Consider the following 15,992-nt stretch of genomic DNA (forward strand, 5'->3'; position numbering starts at 1 on the left):
AGGCGCGGCGCCAATGGTTCAGCCCAGTTCCGCCGCTGCCTCCTTCAACACTTTGCGAAGCCAGATATGACCTGGATCATCATCGCTGCGATTATGCCAGATGAGTGTCTCCTGAAGGGTGCCAAGGTTGATCGGCGGCCGCAATACGCGGACCTTATCCGTGTCGGCCAACTGCTCCGCCAGCTTGCTCTGCACCGTGGCAATCATCTCCGTGCCGGGCAGCATCTGCAATAATCCTGCAAAAGTCGGGACGTGCAGCAGTTCCTTGATCACAATCCCGCGCCGCTCGATCTCGGCTTCCTCGACCGTGCGCACATTGGCGCCGAAGAAGGCAAGGGCGTGCGGATAGGACAGATAGTCGTCCTTCGTCATCGTCTCCCCGATGGGATGATCGCGCGCGACGACGCATACGAAGCTGTCCGTGAACAGGTCAGCGGTCAGAAGGTCGACGTCGCGCCCCTCGCGACCGAACAGGCTGCGGTCGCCATGGGTGATCACCATGTCGATATCCCCGCCCTCGAGTCTCGAAAAGCTTGGCCCGAACACATTCTCGATCATGAGCCTGAGTTGCGGCGCGCGGGCCGCGAGGATGCGTACGACCTTTGGCAGGTAAACGTGGACGCAATAGTCTGACATCGCGACGCGAAAGGTCCGTTCCGATGTTCCGGGATCGAAGATCGCCTGCGTTTCCAGGGCGGCGTTGATATGCAACAGGGCGGTGCGAACCGGCTCGATGAGGGCGCGCGCCTTGGGCGTCAGTTCCATCTCGCGCCCGACGCGCAGGAGGAGCGGGTCGTCAAAATGCTGGCGCAACCGTTGCAGCGAACCGCTGAGCGCCGGCTGGGTCACGCACAGCCGATCGGCCGCCCGCGTGACGCTCCGCTCGGACAGGAGCGTGTCGAGCGCGAGAAGCAGATTGAAGTCGAAACGGTTGAGATTAGCCATTGTGCCTCAAGTCCATCCTCTGCTGGATCATTTCAATGCAACTGCCGCTTTCCTTCATCCTACATGGCAAATCCGGCGGAGGATTGCCTATCTTTTGGACTTATGATCGACATAGGGCGAAGCGATTTCCGGCTCCGGTTCTGCGTGAGTAAGCGCTGTTAGGCAATGACGAAGCAGGATGGGACAGACATGGCGATGATCGACCTTACGGGCAGGATCGCGATCGTGACCGGCGCAGGAGGAGGGCTTGGCCGTGCCCACGCAATGGCGCTGGCAGCACATGGCGCAAGGGTGGTGGTGAATGACCTTGGCGGCGATGTTGGAGGCGCACGCGCGGTGGCCGACGAGATCGCCGCGCGCGGTGGCGAGGCGATCGTCGATGGAACGGACATCACGGATCTTGCTTCCGTGCGCGCGATGGTGGCCAATGTGGAGCATCAATGGGGAGGCGTGGATATCCTCGTCAACAATGCCGGGATCCTGCGCGATAGAAGTTTTGCCAAGATGGGGATGGATGATTTCCGCGCGGTGATCGAGGTCCATCTGATGGGATCGGTCCATTGCGCCAAGGCGGTCTGGGACGGCATGCGCGAGCGCCGGCATGGACGGATCATCTTCACCACCTCCTCATCGGGCCTGTTCGGCAATTTCGGGCAGGCCAATTATGCCGCCGCGAAGATGGCGCTGGTAGGCCTCATGCAAACCCTTCGCCTGGAAGGTGAGAAATATGGCATCCGCGTCAATTGCCTCTCGCCATCCGCGGCAACGCGCATGACCGATGGATTATATGAGGCAAGCGAGCTGCTGCAGCTCGACCCGGCGCTAGTCGCGCCCGCCGTCGTAGCTCTCTCGGCGGCCGATGCGCCCAATGGCGCGATCCTGTGCGCGGGCGCAGGCAGCTATGAGAGCGCGAGGATATTGTTGACGCAAGGGCTGGTGGTGGACGGAGCCGATGCTGCCGATGCGATCCTGGCCCGCTGGCCGGAGATTGACGATCGACTTGGCGCATTCGTGCCGGCGCACGGCCCCGACCAGTTCAGCCATGAGATTGCAAGGGTAAGCGCGGAGTTAAAGGGAACTGATACCTGAACCGCCGGGAAAACTGCGTCTCATTCCCATGCTGCTCAAGCTCTACCTCTATGGCTATTTGAGCCGGGCACAAGCGAGGCGTCGCCTACCGGGGGAACCGGCTGTTCCTTCGTTTCAGGTCAACTTGTTCGAAAAGGCGACCAGTTGTCGATAAGGATCGACCGCGATCCCATTAGACTGTGCCCAGGGCGCGCCACCATCTGATACCGGCAGCATCGACCTCTTCGGTCACAAGCCTTCGGCTTCGAAGGCAGGCGAGATGGGCCAGGCTTTCCCCTGTAGCAAGGCCCAGAACAGACCGATCGATCTGGCGTTTGAACAAAGCCGGAAAGACGTCGATTGCCCGTTTCGGCGTTTCAACCAGTGTGAGCAGACGAGCAAGGCCCGCTTCATGCCCGGCGATCAAGGCGCCGATGCGGGCGTGCAGTCCATGGAACGGCTTGCCGTGGGCGGGAAGGACGAGCACGTCATCCGGCACTCTTTGACGGATCGCCTTGAGCGTCTCCAACCAATCGGTGAGGGGATCGGCTTCCGGTTCCAAAGGCTGAACCGAAACATTGGATGAGATTTCAGGCAGCACCTGATCTCCCGAAATCAGCAACTTCATCTCGGGGCAATGGAGCATGGCATGTTCGGGCGAATGCCCTTTGCCGACGACGATCACCCATTCACGGCCCCCGATGATGAGCCGTTGGCCATCCTCCAGCGCACGGAAACTGTCGGGCAAGGGATAGAGCATCTTACCGAAATCTCCGAACCGCGCCCGATAGTGATCGAGAGCATCTTCTTCCCAGCCAACGGTCTGGTAGAATCGGATCGCCTCCTCAGGCGCTTCTTGACCCGTATAGGAGGCAAGAACGCGAAGAGTCAGATATTCCAGCCGCGTCATCCAGAGCCGAGCGGGCTGTTTCTGCGCCAGCCAGCCTGCCATGCCGCTATGGTCGGGATGGAGATGGGTGACGATGATGCGCCGCACCGGCCGGTCCGCCAAGGTCGAAGCGAACGCCTGGCGCCACGCCGCAGTGGTTTCGGTGGTTCGCAGGCCCGTGTCGATGATGGTCCAGCCATCGCCGTCAGCCAGCGCCCAAAGATTAATCGCTTCCAAGCTGCCGCCCATCGGCATCCGCAGCCAAAGGACTCCGTCTGCAATTCCAGTCGCGCTGCCGTTACCAATCGCCGGCAGTTCAAGCGCAGGGTAATTCAGGTGAGCCGTCATTTTCATTCCTTGTCGTGCCTGCATGCTCGCGCGGCGATGGCGCGCCGGGCAAGGCAACAATTCATCCGTCGCACATAATCATGTTGCACCAGGTTTCGCGGCGGGAATTAGGATTTTTTTTCATATCATCAACGAGACGCTTGAGTGGTGGCCGATCTCTCTTTGTTGGTCAAGCTAGGCAGGCTAAGCATCGCCTCTACACATATGACCGACAGTGATCTCATAGAACCGCATCGCAAATATGGCTGCAAGATTAGCCATGAGCGCGCCATGCCGGGCTTCGACGCACCCTATGACCTGACCGAACAGCGACTGATCGCGACCTGTCGTTGCGTTACCAGACCCGGTTCGGGGGCACTGACGCTGGCCGTGCAAAATATCTTCGACAGTTTTTATATCGACTATTACAGCCGACCGTCCGGCCCAACGACAATGCCCATTATTTCGCGGGGCGCGGACGCAATTTCACCCTTTCCTGGGACTATCGACTCAAGTGAAGCTGATTGACACTTTGCACCGCTGGACCGGCGGACTGATCGGGCTGCTGCTGGCCCTGCTGGGCCTCAGCGGCGCGCTGCTGGTGCATAAAAATGCCTGGACGCTGGCGCCCCATGCGGGTGATCCGCGGGTGGAGGATGTCCGCCAACTGGCCCAGGTGACGCAGCGCATCATGGCTGATCCGGCGGCGCGGCCTTTGTCGATCAGCTATGCGTCCGACGATTTTGGGCTGCTGAAGCTGCTGTTCGAGGGTGGTGGCGGCGCCTATGCGGATCAGCGCGGCGCCGTGGTGACGCGGTGGGGCAGCCAGTGGGAACGGCCCGAACTGTGGCTGTTTGATTTCCACCACCATCTTTTCTCCGGCGAGGCGGGCGATTGGGCGATCGGCATTGCCGCGCTTTGCGGGCTGTTTTTCGTCGTGACCGGCCTCATCCTCTGGTGGCGCACGCGGCGGACCTTTGAGTGGCGGCTGTGGCCTGCGCGGATGAGCCGACCGGCGATCGTGCGGCATCATCGCGATTTGGGCGTGATCGTCGCGCCGCTGCTGCTGCTGTCGCTGGTGACGGGGGCGGTGCTGGTGTTCCGCCCGATGGCGGCGCTGTTGTTCGGACCGGGGGCGCCTGCCCAGATCGAAAAGGCTCTGGCACCGCTGCCGCCGCGTGACGCCAAGCTTGCCGCGCAACTGGATTGGGCGGGGATGGTCATGGCGGCGAAGGCGCGCTTCCCCGACGCGGAGCTGCGCGGCCTGACCCTGCCGCGCAAGAATAGCGGGCTGATCACCATCCGCATGCGGCGGCCGCAGGAATGGCTGCCCAATGGCCGCACCACTTTATGGTTCGCGGCCGACAGCGGCGCGCTGGTCGCCGCGCGCGATGCGGCCGCGCTGCCGATGGCGGTGCAGGGCTATAATCTGCTCTACCCGCTTCACACGGCGAAGGTCGGTGGCTTGGCGTTCAAGCTGATCATGACCCTGTCCGGATTGGCGATGACGCTGCTCGGGACGCTGACGGTCTGGACCTTCTGGTTCAGGCGCTCCGCACGGGCCGTCCGGAAACCGCCGGTCCGCCCCGCCATGACGTAAGGCGACGGGAAGGGCGCGCACGCCCTTCCCTCCTTTGAGGCTTATTTCATCGTCGGGATGACGAAGCTCTGGTCGATCACCGCGCCGCCGTCGGGCCAGCGCTGGGTGATCTTCTTGGTGCGGGTGTAGAAGCGCACGCCATCCATGCCATATTGGTCGAGATCCCCGAAGCCCGAACGCTTCCAGCCGCCGAAGCTGTGATAGGCGACCGGCACCGGGATCGGCACGTTGATGCCGACCATGCCGACTTCGACATCGGCGGCGAACTTGCGGGCATAGTCGCCATTGCGGGTGAAGATGGCGACGCCATTGCCATATTGATGCTTCGACGGATAGCTCAGCGCTTCCTCGAAGGTCTGGGCGCGCAGGATCTGGAGCACCGGACCGAAAATCTCGTCCTGATAGCTCTTCATTTCCGGCGTGACCCGGTCGATCAGCGTCGGGGCGAGGTAGAAGCCCTCCTCATAGCCCTGGAGCGAGAAGCCGCGCCCGTCGACTACGATTTCCGCGCCTTCATCGGCGGCCATCTGGATATAGCTTTCCACCCGCGCCTTGTGCACGCTGGTGACGAGCGGGCCATATTGCGCGTCGGGATCGGTCGGGATGCCGGGGCGCAGCGTCTCGATGGCGCTTATCAGCTTGGTGCGGAAGGCGTCCGCCGTCGCCTCGCCCACCGGCACGACCACCGGCAGCGCCATGCAGCGCTCGCCCGCCGAGCCATAGGCAGCGCCGACGATATCGGCCACCGCCTGATCCATGTCGGCGTCGGGCAGGATGATGCCGTGATTCTTCGCGCCGCCCATCGCCTGCACGCGCTTGCCGTTCTGGGCGCCGCGGGCATAGACATAATTGGCGATGTCGGACGATCCGACGAAGCTGACCGCCTTGATGGCTGGATGGTCGAGAATGGCGTCGACCATTTCCTTGTCGCCATGGACGACGTTCAGGATGCCCGCCGGCATGCCCGCTTCGATCGCCAGTTCAGCTAGACGCACCGGCACGGACGGGTCACGCTCCGAGGGCTTCAGGATGAAGGCATTGCCGCAGGCGATCGCCATCGCGCTCATCCACAGCGGGATCATCGCGGGGAAGTTGAAGGGCGTAATGCCCGCTGCGATGCCCAGCGGCTGGCGCATCGAATAGACGTCGATGCCCGGACCTGCGCCCTGGGTATATTCGCCCTTCAGCAGATGGGGGATGCCGCAGGCGAATTCCACGACTTCCAGGCCGCGCTGAATGTCGCCCTTGGCGTCGGCCACCACCTTGCCATGTTCGGAGGAGAGCAGGACGGCGAGTTCGTCCATATTCTGCTCGATCAGTTCCTTGAAGCGGAACATCACGCGGGCGCGGCGCTGCGGGTTGGTCGCGGCCCATTCGGGCTGGGCGGCAAGCGCGGAATCGACCGCCTTCTGGAGATGGGCGGCGGTGGCCAGTTCAACCTGCGCCTGCACCGCGCCGGTCGAGGGGTTAAGCACGTCGGCCAGACGCGCGCCCGCCAGCGGGGCGGATTGCCCATGAATGAAATGAGTAATTGAACGCATTTTTCCGGTTCCTCTCCTGCCGGTGGGATGGCTTTGGTATAGACGGGTCAGCTTTGCAGATATACGGGTATGTGGACACATTGGTTGTGCGGATTTGCCCATGCTGAATTCCGACGAACTGCGCCTGTTCCTGGCCGTGATGCGGGAGGGCAATATGCTGGCCGCCGCGCGCCGGGTGGGCGTGGATCATAGCACGGTCGCCCGGCGCCTGACCAATATGGAGACGACGCTGGGCGCCCGCCTGTTCGACCGCAGCCCGCGTGGCGTCACGCCGACGCCCGCCGCCTTCGCGCTGGCGCCCCATGCCGAGCGGATCGAGAGCGAATTGCTCGCCGCGATGAGCAGCGTCGCCGGGCGCGACCGGGAGGTGGAGGGGACGGTGCGCCTCGCCACGCCGGAGGCCTTCGCCAGCCATCTGATCGCGCCGCGTGTGGCGGAGTTGCGCGAGCGACATCCGCGCCTGACGCTGGAACTGGCCTCCGAAAGTAAGGCGGCCAGCCTGTCCCGGCGGGAGGCGGAGATCGCCGTGATGCTGAAACCCCCGCCCAAGGGCCGGTTCGTGACGCGCAAGCTGACCGATTATCGCCTCGGCCTTTATGCCTCCAAGGCCTATCTGGAACGGCAGGGTGAACCGGCGGCGCGGGCCGATCTCAACCGCCATGTCTTCGTGTCCTATATCGAGGAACTGGCCGGATTTGCGGAGATGATCGCCCTTGACCAGTTGCTGCCCGGCGCGGCCATCGTCTTCCGGGCGAGTTCCAGCGCGGCGCAGCATGCGGCGGTGGCGGCGGGCATGGGCCTGGGCGTGCTGCACGTCTTCGCGGCGGCGGAGGATGACCGGCTGGTCCAGCTTTTCCCCGAGTCGATGGAGGTATGGCGCAGCTATTGGCTGGTCATGCATGCCGATCTGCAAAGGCTGCCGCGGGTGCGGGCGGCAGCCGATTTCCTGGAGGAAGTGACGCGGACGGTGCGGGAGCGGTTGTAAGGAGGTTGTTTTATGTGAAGTGCCGCATGCTCCTGCCTTCGCAGGAGCATGCGGCACTTCTTACCGCAACATTACAGGCAATTAAATTGCAAAGCCCGCCGGTTGGGAGAATGAGGGTGTGTCGATCGGAAGGGCGCCAGAATGGAAGGCGGGCTGGAAACTGTCTATCACGCGCTTCGCGGCGAGCTGTTGCGGTTCCTGATCGCGCGCACCGGCAATGCCGCCGAAGCGGAGGATGTGCTGCACGACATGTGGCTGCGCATCGGGGAGGGGGGCAGTGGTCCCATCGCCAATCCCCGGGCCTATCTTTATCGCATCGCGCAGAATCTGGTGCTCGACCGACTGCGCGAGACGAAACGGCGCGAAGTGCGCGACCGGGCCTGGATGGAACTGGCATCCGGCGCTGACATGCGGCACGCCGATCCCGTCGATCCCCATGCCGATGCGCTGGAACAGATGACCGCGCGGGAGGAGGCGGCCCGGCTTGCATCCGCCATCGCCAATCTGCCGCCGGGCGCGCGGCGCGCCTTTCAGTTGCACAAGGTCGAGGGGTTGCCCCATGGCGAGGTCGCGGCCCGCCTGGGCATCAGCAAAAGCGGCGTCGAAAAGCATATGGCGGTCGCGATGAAATATTTGCGCCGCGCGTTGAGCGAGGACTGAGGCAATGCTGTAATGGTAACGTCACAGAGGAGACAGAACGGCGTGGACGGGCGGCTATGCCCGGCCAAGGGACCGTAACGGGACGGAACCATGACGGAGACGATCATCGACCGGGCGATTGCCTGGCACAGTGCGCAGGACGATGCGGATTTCGACTGGGACGGCTTTACGCTGTGGCTGGAGGCCGATCCCGCGCATCGCCTTGCCTTCGATGAGATCGCGCTGCTGGATGACCGGATTGCCGATCATCGTCCTACCCTGGCCGCGCTGTTGCCGCCCATTGAGGTTGTGCCGGTGGCGTTTCCCGCCATGGAAGACCCGGTCGCGTCGCCGCGCCGCTGGAGCCTCTGGGCCGGTGGCGGGATCGCGGCGGCCATGGCGTTGGCGGTCGCCGTTCCGACTTTCCTGTCCCTGTCGCCTGCGCCGTCGGCGGCCGACTATCGCACCGGCGCCGGGCAGAGCCGCACCATCGCGCTGAAGGACGGATCGCGGATCACCCTTGCTGCCTCCAGCCATTTGCGGGTGGAGGGGGAGGGGCAGGACAAGCTGGCGCTGGAGGGCGGCGCGCTGTTCGACATTCCCCATCGTCCCGGCCGGACGATGACGATCCGGGCGGGCGGGCAGGAAATCAGCGACATCGGCACGCGGTTCGACATTTTGGCCGACACCCGGACGATGCGCGTCGCGGTGGCGGACGGCGTGATCGCGCTCAAGCCGGCCGGTGCGGACAATGCTGCGGTCCGCCTCTCCGCCGGACGGCAGATGGTCATCGACCGGACCACGCACCAAGGCGAGATCAGCGCGGTCGCGCCCGCCGCCATCGGCAGTTGGCGGCAGGGACGGCTGGTTTATGAAGGCGTGCCGCTGTCTCTGGTCGCGTCCGACATCAGCCGCTATGCAGGGGTGCCTGTCAGGGCCGGGGCGGACGTCGCCGGCCGGCGCTTTTCCGGCGTGTTGATCGTGGGGGACGGATCGGGTCTTGTCGGTGAAGTGGCGCAGCTTATGGACCTTCGGATCGTGCGCGAAGCTGGGCGGCAGGACGGCGCTGTCCTGCTGCGCGCTGGCGGCGGCTGAACTCGCCGCGCCGGGCAGCGCCTGGGCGCAGTCCCGGCAGATCAGCATCGACGCCGCGCCGTTGTCCGCCGCGCTGGCGGAATTGTCGCGGCAAACGGGCATAGCGGTCGGCTTCGAAGGGCGCTTGCCGGACGTCCGGTCCCGGCCGGTCAGCGGACGGCTGACGGCGCGGCAGGCCTTGGCGACGATGCTGGAGGGCACGGGGCTGAAGGCGCAGCGCCTGACGCCTACGACATTTCGTCTGGTCCGCGCCGAACGGCCGCTGCCCCGGCGTCCGGCGGATCGGCTTCCGCCGCAGCCTGGCGGCAATGTGGACATCATCGTCACCGGCACCAAGCGGGATGAGCCGCTTTCAAGCCTGCCCATATCGGTCGCCATTGCGGAGGCGCCGGGTGAGCGGACCGGAACGCCGCTGCCCGGCACCGCCGATGTGGCGCGGCAGCTAGACGGGCTGACGCTCACCAATTTGGGGCCGGGGCGCAACCGGCAGTTCATCCGGGGCGTGGCGGACAGCCCGTTCAACGGCAGCAGCCAGTCGACCGTCGCCATATTGGTGAACGACGCCCGCGCCACCTATAATGCGCCCGATCCCGACCTGCGGCTGGTCGATGTCGAGCGGGTGGAATTGCTCAAGGGGCCGCAGGGGTCGCTGTACGGCACGGGCACATTGGGCGGGGTGTTCCATATCGTGACCCGTCCGCCTGATGCCGGGCGGTTCGCTGCCATGGCGGGCGCGGGCGGCTCCATCGCGGCGCATGGCGATGCCGGCGGCGATGTGGAGGCGATGGTCAACCTGCCGCTGGTCGCGGACCGGCTGGCACTGCGCGGCGTCGCCTATGCGGCGCGCGAGCCGGGCTGGATCGACACCGCCGGGCGCGGCGATGCGAACCGGGGGGAGGTCAGCGGCCTTCGCCTCGCCCTGCGCGCGCTGCCGGGGGACTGGACCGTCGACCTGAACGGCATGGTGCAGATGCAGGATGTCGCGGACAGCCAATATGTCTATGCCCGGCACCGGCTGGAGCGGCCCGCGCAGCCTGCCGAGCCGCATGACAATGACTTCGCCATGGCCGCCCTGCGCGTGGCGGGGAAGCTGGGCGATGCGGATTTTGTCTATGCGGGCAACTGGGTCGACCATGACGTGTCGAGCACGCTGGATGCGAGCGCGCTGTCGGCGTCGGCCTTCGGCGTTCCGGCTCCGGCGCTTTATGTCGAGCAGCGACGGAACCGCCTGTTCGATCAGGAAATCCGCCTGTCCCATACCGGCAGCGGCGGCCTGTCGTGGTTGGCGGGCCTGTCCTTCATGGACGTGCGCAACCATCTGCTGGGCACGATCAGCAACGAGGCGGGCGACGTCACGGTCGCGACGGGCACTCAGGGGGTGCGCGAACTGTCGGCCTTCGGTGACATTCGCGTGCCGCTGTCCCGCACATTGTCGCTCGATATCGGCGGCCGCCTGTTCCATTCGCGGACCGAGGAGGAACGGGGCGCGAAAAGGGCGCGGGTCGAGGTTTCGGTGTCGCGCAGCGGATTTACCCCATCGCTCGCCTTGTCGTGGCAGGCTGGGGGCAGGGATTTCCTCTATCTGCGCTATGCCGGGGCGCTGCGTCCGGGCGGGCTTTCGCAAACCGGCACGGGATCGGCGGAGCGTTTCGATTCCGACGAATTGCAGACCTTCGAAGCGGGCTGGCGTCACAGCAATCCAGCGGGACTGACGATCAATGCCGACGCTTTTCTGACGACATGGTCGCATTTGCAATCCGACTATCTGCTGTCGGACGGGCTGATCGGCACCCGCAATGTCGGGGATGCGCGCATCCATGGGGCGGAATTGTCGGTCGACTGGGCGCCCGCGCGCGACTGGGCGCTCAGCGCCGGGCTGGTGGTGCAAAGCGCCCTGCTGACAAAGACGAGCGACGGGACGGAGATTGAGGACCGGCATCTTCCCGTCATTCCGCGCTGGACGGCAAGATGGGGATTGAGCCGGTCCTTCGAGCTTGGGGGCTGGAACGGCAGCGCCGGGGTGCGCCTCAACTATCTCAGCCGCTCCCGGCTCAGCTTCGATCCGGGGCTGGACCGCCAGATGGGCGATTATGCGCTGGCCGATGTGGATCTGCTGCTGCGCAAGGGGACGTGGGGCATCCGCATGGCGGGCAGCAACCTGTTCGATTGCAGGGCGGACAGCTTCGCCTTCGGCAATCCCTTTTCGTTGGGCAAGGGGCCGCAATATACGCCGTTGCGCCCCCGGCAATGGACGGTGGGTTTCACAAGGTCGTGGTGACAGGCCGCCGCTGGAGCGCGAAGACGGCGGCATAGCCGACATGGTCCGACAGCATGCTGCCGTCGGCGGCATGGCCGAATGGCACCTCGATCCGGCGCAGCGCGACATTTGTGCTCCGGCCCGGCGCGAAAAATTCCCAGTCGCGGCCGCGCCATTCCGACAGCCGCGCATCGGCGGACAGCGGCAGGCGAAGCCTTTCCGCCGCCGCATAGGCATTGTTCACGGGCGTGCTCCTGCTCCAGCCTCTTGCCTGTTCGATCAGGTCGCTGCGCCGCGCCTGGGTCTGCCCGGCATTGAAATCGCCCGCCACGATCAGCGCATCGCGGGGGTTGTGAAAGCGGCGGATGAAGGCGGTCAGGCAGGCGAGTTGCCGGTCATGGGCATGGTTCGACCGTTCGTCCGGCACATCGGAAGCGCGCCGGCTGTTGAGATGGGTGGTGACGATGTCCACCGGATCGCCCCCGCCGGGCAGCCTGATCCGCACCAGCAGCGCGCCCTTGTTCGCGAGGCAATCGAACCCCGCGCAGGCATAGCCGGGATAGACCATCGCATGCACGCCGGAGATGGGGAAATCGGACAGGATCTGAAGGCCGCTGCCGACCCATTTGCCGATCCCCTCGCCATGGGACCAGCTTTGCGCCGCCGCGAATCGCAAGTCGGCAGGGGCTGGCGGTTGCGGGCTGGCGGCGTCCTCCCCCGGACCATCGACGATGTAGCGATAGCCCGCCGCGCGGCCGATCGCCTGGGCGTCGCTGGTGAAGGCCTCCTGCAGCAGCACGATCTGCGGGTTGCGCCCCTCTGAACGCAGCGTCCGCAATGTCGCGGCGATCCGGGCGAAATCGGCGGGACGGTCCCAAGCCATCGGCCAGGGCAGGCCGTGGATATTATAGGTCATCACCGACAGGTCGCCGTCGAAGCGGGCCGGGCCGGCGGGGGCCGGCGGATCGCGGGTATCGGCCGACGGCGCCGCCGCGATCAGCGCCGCGACAGCGAGCGTCCGCAGGGCATATCCGAAAATGCGCACGCTTCTTCTCCTGCCGCGATGGCGGGAAGACGACGGGACGGGGTTCTTACCTCAGTTGTCGCAAGTCGAAAAAAATATTCGGGCAAGGAACTGCGTTACTTTCCGGCCATGGCGTCTCCATTGCGAGAGTGAAAGAGCGCTTGTGATCGACTTTGTAATAATGCCGTCATCCCCGACAATCATAGGGCCGCTGGTAATGCACAGGGTTCCGGGGGGGCGTTGACCTGTCATGAAGCGGCTTCTTCTTTCCATTCATGATGTTGGTCCCCGTTTCGAAACGGAAGTGGACCTGCTGCTGGATCGGATGACGCGCCATGCCGGTCCCGCCGAACTGGCGATGCTGGTCGTGCCCGACCATTGGGGACGGCATCCTCTGGCGGTGGGTTCCCCTTTCGCGGTGCGGCTGCGCGCATGGGCGGATGCGGGGATCAGCATGTTCGCCCATGGCTGGTTCCACCAGGATAGGACCGTTCACGATCAGCCCGTCGCGCGGTTCAAGGCGCGCCACATGACCGCCGGAGAGGGCGAATTTCTGGGCCTGGACGGCGAGACCGCGGCGCGGCGCATGATCGATGGACGCGACCTTATCGAACAGATCACTGGCCGTCCGGTGGCGGGGTTCGTCGCGCCCGCCTGGCTTTATGGCGCGCCTGCGCTCGATGCGCTGGGGCAATGCGGTTTCGCGCTGGCGGAGGATCATATGAAGGTCTGGCATCCGCCATCGGGCAAGGTGCTGGCGCGTGGCCCGGTCATCACCTGGGCCAGCCGCAGCCGGGCGCGCATCGCATCCTCTCTGCTGGCGGCGCGGGTGTTGCCGCCGGTGCTGCGCCATGCGCCCGTGGCGCGAGTAGCCGTGCATCCGGGCGACGCGCATGTCCCCGCGCTGCTCGCCAGCATCGATCGCGTGCTGTGGCGGCTGGGGCGCACCCACCGGCCCGCCCGCTATGGCGACCTGTTGGCGAGCTGATCCATGCGCATCCTGACCTTCCTCCACAGTTTCGAGCCGGGCGGGGTCGAGCGCGTGGCGCTGCGGCTGGTACGGCGCTGGCGGGAGCAGGGCGTCGACGCGCCGCTGTTTCTGGGCCGCATCGACGGCGCCATGCGGGCGGAGCTGGGCGACGGCCTCGACCATCATGTCCCGCGCCAGCCGTCTTTCTCCGTTGCGGGCCTCGAAACGCTCTGGATGATCGCGACGCTGCCCGCCTTCATCCGCCGGACGCGGCCCGACGCCCTGTTCTGCGCGGGCAACAGCTATGCCGTGGTCGCCGTGGCGATGAAGCTGCTGCTGGGCCGCGCCTGCCCGCCGGTCCTGGCCAAGATCAGCAACGATCTCGAACGGCGCGACATGATCTGGCCGGCGCGCATGGCCTACCGGCTATGGCTGCGCATCCAGGGCCGGTTCATCGATCATTTCGTCGCCATGGCACCGGGTCTGGAGTGCGAAATAGCCGAACTTGTGCGCCCGGTGAAACAGGCGATCAGCATCGTCCCCGATCCCGCCCTGTCGCGGGCGCAGATCGACCGGCTGCGCGCCGCCCGCCAGCCGGATGAGGGGCGCAAAGGACGTCTGTTCGTCGCCATCGGCCGTCTGGCGCGGCAGAAGAATTTTCCGCTGATGCTCGAAGCCTTCGCCCAGGCGGCGCGGCCCGATGACCGCCTGCTGATCTTCGGAGACGGCCCGGAACGCAAGGCGCTGCAAAGCCGGGCGCAACGCCTCGGCATCGCTGATCGCGTCGGTTTCATGGGTCATGTTCCTGATCCGGCCCTGCAGATCGGGCAGGCGGACGCCTTCCTGCTGTCCTCCGATTATGAAGGCGTGCCTGCCGCGCTGCTGGAGGCGCTGGCCGTCGGCCTTCCCGTCATCGCCACGCAATGCAGCGCGGCGATGCGGTCGCTGCTTGGCGACGGCGCGCTCGGCCGCCTCCTCCCGGTGGGCGACGCCCACGTCTTTGCCGCCGCTCTGGCCGATGCGCCCCTGCCGCAGGACAGCGCCGCCAGCCTCGCCCAAGCGCGCCGCTTCACCCTGGAGGCCGCCTCCGCCGCCTATCTCGACAGCTTCGCGGCGATGACAAGCGCCAAAAGCGCCTCATGCCCGACTGAGGCGCTTGGTCAGCCGCGCCGCGACCCCATCCCGCCAATGATGACGAGCCTTTCATGACCGGCAACAGTTCCACAGGCCTTATGCCGCCGCCTACCGCACCGATCGACCCGGCTCTGCTCGATCCCCGGCCGCTGATCCAGTCGGGCCGCAACTGGACCCGCTGGGCCGGGCCGCTGGTTTCGGTGCTGATCCTCGTGGTCGCGCTGCACCAGTTCCGTGGGCTGGACCCCGCCAGCCTCTGGGCGCTGGTGCCGGGCGGCATCGCCTTCTGGGCCGCCTTCGCGCTCTATTATCTGGCCGGGCCGCTGTCCGAATGGGTGATCTTCCGCCGCCTCTGGTCGATCCCGCCGGACGGCTTCGCCGCGCTGCTGCGCAAGCTGGTCAGCAATGAAATCCTGCTCGGCTATCTGGGGGAGGTTTATTTCTACGCCTGGGCCCGGCGCCATGCGAAGATCACCACCGCCCCCTTCGGCGCGATCAAGGATGTGACGATCCTGTCCGCGCTGGTGGGCAATGGCGTGACATTGGTGATGGTGGCGTTCGCCGTGCCGCTGCTGGGCGCGGTCGATGCGCGGCTCAACACATGGGAAGTGGGCGGGTCGATACTCTTCGTGCTGGCGACGTCGCTGGTCGCCATGCTGCTGCGCAAGCGGCTGTTCACCCTGCCGCGCAAGGCGCTGTGGATGGTCGCGGCGATCCATCTGCTGCGCATCGTCGCGACGACGGTGCTGGCGGCGATGATGTGGCACATGCTGCTGCCTGACATCGCGCTTAGCTGGTGGATTTTACTCGGCACGCTGCGGCAGTTGGTCTCGCGCCTGCCCTTCCTGCCGAACAAGGATGTGGTGTTCGCAGGCATGGCCGCATTTCTGATCGGGCGCGACAGCGAGATCGTGTCGGCCATGGCGCTGATGGCGTCGCTGATCCTGGCGGCGCATCTGTTGGTCGGCATCACGCTGGGGGCGACCGGATTGCTGCGGGAAAGCCGGGCGCAATGATCGCAACCCTCTTCCTCGCCAGCGTGGCGATCCCCTCCACGCCTGATCTGGGCAAGGCCGAGGGGCAATGCCGCCCGGACGAAAAAGGCTCCGCCTATCTGGTCGAGGTGGCGGGCCTCAAGGACCGCAAGGGGCGGTTGAAGCTGGAACTTTATCCCGCGAACGACGCGGATTTCCTGGCGGACGACAATATTCTGATCGCCGCGGGCAAGCCGTTCCGCCGCGTTGAGGAGCCGGTGCCGCCATCCGGCCCGGTGGAGCTGTGCATTCGCGCACCCGGCCCCGGCAGCTATGCGCTCAGCCTGCTGCATGACCGCGACGCCAATCGCCGCTTTTCCCTGTCGATCGACGGCATCGGCTTTGCGGGCAATCCGAAGATCGGCTGGTCCAAGCCCCATGCCGCCGCTGCCAGCGCGCCCGTGGGCAGCGGCCCCACGCGCATCACAATCACCGTCAATTATCGCCGGGGACTTTTTTCCTTCGGCCCAGCGGAGAAATAATC

Annotated in this window: 15 protein-coding genes; 11 read left to right on the plus strand and 4 right to left on the minus strand. The window is 65.5% G+C overall.

Annotated elements, in window-relative coordinates:
* Positions 1 to 18 precede the first annotated feature (18 nt).
* Positions 19 to 945, minus strand: a complete 927-nt coding sequence (locus HHL26_RS02645) for a LysR family transcriptional regulator (RefSeq protein WP_066562378.1) — start codon at positions 943 to 945, stop codon at positions 19 to 21.
* 165 nt (positions 946 to 1,110) lie between these two features.
* Between HHL26_RS02645 and HHL26_RS02650 the strand changes: the two genes are divergently transcribed.
* Positions 1,111 to 2,034 carry an SDR family NAD(P)-dependent oxidoreductase gene (locus HHL26_RS02650; RefSeq protein ID WP_237230143.1) on the plus strand — a complete coding sequence of 308 codons (924 nt, stop codon included), beginning with the start codon at positions 1,111 to 1,113 and terminating at the stop codon, positions 2,032 to 2,034.
* A 172-nt stretch (positions 2,035 to 2,206) separates the two neighbouring features.
* Here HHL26_RS02650 and HHL26_RS02655 read toward each other — a convergent pair whose 3' ends face one another.
* A complete protein-coding gene (locus HHL26_RS02655) occupies positions 2,207 to 3,250 on the minus strand; it encodes an MBL fold metallo-hydrolase (RefSeq protein ID WP_066563767.1) in 1,044 nt (347 codons plus the stop codon).
* Between the two features lie 144 nt (positions 3,251 to 3,394).
* Between HHL26_RS02655 and HHL26_RS24575 the strand changes: the two genes are divergently transcribed.
* The gene (locus tag HHL26_RS24575; protein WP_169575600.1) at positions 3,395 to 3,757 is read left to right on the plus strand and encodes a hypothetical protein; all 363 of its coding nucleotides are present in this window, start codon (positions 3,395 to 3,397) and stop codon (positions 3,755 to 3,757) included.
* Positions 3,744 to 4,829: a PepSY-associated TM helix domain-containing protein gene (locus HHL26_RS02665; protein WP_066562380.1), complete on the plus strand. Its 1,086-nt coding sequence runs from the start codon at positions 3,744 to 3,746 to the stop codon at positions 4,827 to 4,829. The genes HHL26_RS24575 and HHL26_RS02665 overlap by 14 nt, the downstream gene beginning before the upstream one ends.
* 41 nt (positions 4,830 to 4,870) lie before the next feature.
* Here the strand turns inward: HHL26_RS02665 and HHL26_RS02670 are convergent, their stop codons facing one another.
* Positions 4,871 to 6,370 carry a CoA-acylating methylmalonate-semialdehyde dehydrogenase gene (locus HHL26_RS02670; protein ID WP_066562381.1) on the minus strand — a complete coding sequence of 500 codons (1,500 nt, stop codon included), beginning with the start codon at positions 6,368 to 6,370 and terminating at the stop codon, positions 4,871 to 4,873.
* 100 nt (positions 6,371 to 6,470) lie between these two features.
* Between HHL26_RS02670 and HHL26_RS02675 the strand changes: the two genes are divergently transcribed.
* From HHL26_RS02675 to HHL26_RS02690, 4 genes are all read left to right on the plus strand, one after another.
* The gene (locus HHL26_RS02675; RefSeq protein ID WP_066562388.1) at positions 6,471 to 7,355 is read left to right on the plus strand and encodes a LysR family transcriptional regulator; all 885 of its coding nucleotides are present in this window, start codon (positions 6,471 to 6,473) and stop codon (positions 7,353 to 7,355) included.
* Positions 7,356 to 7,496: 141 nt separating this feature from the next.
* Positions 7,497 to 8,015 (plus strand): sigma-70 family RNA polymerase sigma factor, encoded by a 519-nt coding sequence (locus tag HHL26_RS02680; protein WP_066562390.1) that lies wholly within the window; start codon positions 7,497 to 7,499, stop codon positions 8,013 to 8,015.
* A 90-nt stretch (positions 8,016 to 8,105) separates the two neighbouring features.
* Entirely contained in the window at positions 8,106 to 9,089 is a 984-nt protein-coding gene (locus tag HHL26_RS02685; protein ID WP_169575801.1) for a FecR domain-containing protein, read from the plus strand.
* Complete coding sequence (locus tag HHL26_RS02690; protein ID WP_237230173.1) at positions 9,001 to 11,367, plus strand: TonB-dependent receptor; 2,367 nt, start codon at positions 9,001 to 9,003, stop codon at positions 11,365 to 11,367. Before HHL26_RS02685 ends, HHL26_RS02690 begins: the two co-directional genes overlap by 89 nt.
* Here the strand turns inward: HHL26_RS02690 and HHL26_RS02695 are convergent.
* A complete protein-coding gene (locus HHL26_RS02695) occupies positions 11,351 to 12,391 on the minus strand; it encodes an endonuclease/exonuclease/phosphatase family protein (protein WP_066562397.1) in 1,041 nt (346 codons plus the stop codon). The genes HHL26_RS02690 and HHL26_RS02695 overlap by 17 nt on opposite strands.
* Positions 12,392 to 12,620: 229 nt before the next feature.
* Here HHL26_RS02695 and HHL26_RS02700 point away from each other — a divergent pair, with 229 nt between their 5' ends.
* The 4 genes from HHL26_RS02700 to HHL26_RS02715 are packed head-to-tail and all read left to right on the plus strand — an operon-like array spanning position 12,621 to position 15,990.
* Positions 12,621 to 13,358 (plus strand): polysaccharide deacetylase family protein, encoded by a 738-nt coding sequence (locus tag HHL26_RS02700; protein WP_066562399.1) that lies wholly within the window; start codon positions 12,621 to 12,623, stop codon positions 13,356 to 13,358.
* 3 nt (positions 13,359 to 13,361) lie between these two features.
* On the plus strand, positions 13,362 to 14,549 hold the full coding sequence (locus HHL26_RS02705) for a glycosyltransferase (RefSeq protein WP_082748994.1): 1,188 nt from the start codon (positions 13,362 to 13,364) through the stop codon (positions 14,547 to 14,549).
* Positions 14,546 to 15,490, plus strand: a complete 945-nt coding sequence (locus HHL26_RS02710; protein WP_176392212.1) for a hypothetical protein — start codon at positions 14,546 to 14,548, stop codon at positions 15,488 to 15,490. The genes HHL26_RS02705 and HHL26_RS02710 overlap by 4 nt, the downstream gene beginning before the upstream one ends.
* Complete coding sequence (locus tag HHL26_RS02715) at positions 15,487 to 15,990, plus strand: DUF2141 domain-containing protein (RefSeq protein WP_066562400.1); 504 nt, start codon at positions 15,487 to 15,489, stop codon at positions 15,988 to 15,990. The genes HHL26_RS02710 and HHL26_RS02715 overlap by 4 nt, the downstream gene beginning before the upstream one ends.
* Positions 15,991 to 15,992: the final 2 nt, after the last annotated feature.

The sequence above is a fragment of the Sphingobium sp. TB-6 genome (assembly GCF_012927365.1).
GTDB lineage: Bacteria > Pseudomonadota > Alphaproteobacteria > Sphingomonadales > Sphingomonadaceae > Sphingobium.

Coding starts and splice junctions, on each gene's coding strand:
- HHL26_RS02645 (WP_066562378.1), bottom strand. CDS start 945: ATGGCTAATCTCAACCGTTTCGACTTCAATCTGCTTCTCGCGCTCGAC.
- HHL26_RS02670 (WP_066562381.1), bottom strand. CDS start 6,370: ATGCGTTCAATTACTCATTTCATTCATGGGCAATCCGCCCCGCTGGCG.
- HHL26_RS02650 (WP_237230143.1), top strand. CDS start 1,111: ATGACGAAGCAGGATGGGACAGACATGGCGATGATCGACCTTACGGGC.
- HHL26_RS02700 (WP_066562399.1), top strand. CDS start 12,621: ATGAAGCGGCTTCTTCTTTCCATTCATGATGTTGGTCCCCGTTTCGAA.
- HHL26_RS02655 (WP_066563767.1), bottom strand. CDS start 3,250: ATGACGGCTCACCTGAATTACCCTGCGCTTGAACTGCCGGCGATTGGT.
- HHL26_RS02680 (WP_066562390.1), top strand. CDS start 7,497: ATGGAAGGCGGGCTGGAAACTGTCTATCACGCGCTTCGCGGCGAGCTG.
- HHL26_RS02705 (WP_082748994.1), top strand. CDS start 13,362: ATGCGCATCCTGACCTTCCTCCACAGTTTCGAGCCGGGCGGGGTCGAG.
- HHL26_RS02715 (WP_066562400.1), top strand. CDS start 15,487: ATGATCGCAACCCTCTTCCTCGCCAGCGTGGCGATCCCCTCCACGCCT.
- HHL26_RS02710 (WP_176392212.1), top strand. CDS start 14,546: ATGACCGGCAACAGTTCCACAGGCCTTATGCCGCCGCCTACCGCACCG.
- HHL26_RS02675 (WP_066562388.1), top strand. CDS start 6,471: ATGCTGAATTCCGACGAACTGCGCCTGTTCCTGGCCGTGATGCGGGAG.
- HHL26_RS02685 (WP_169575801.1), top strand. CDS start 8,106: ATGACGGAGACGATCATCGACCGGGCGATTGCCTGGCACAGTGCGCAG.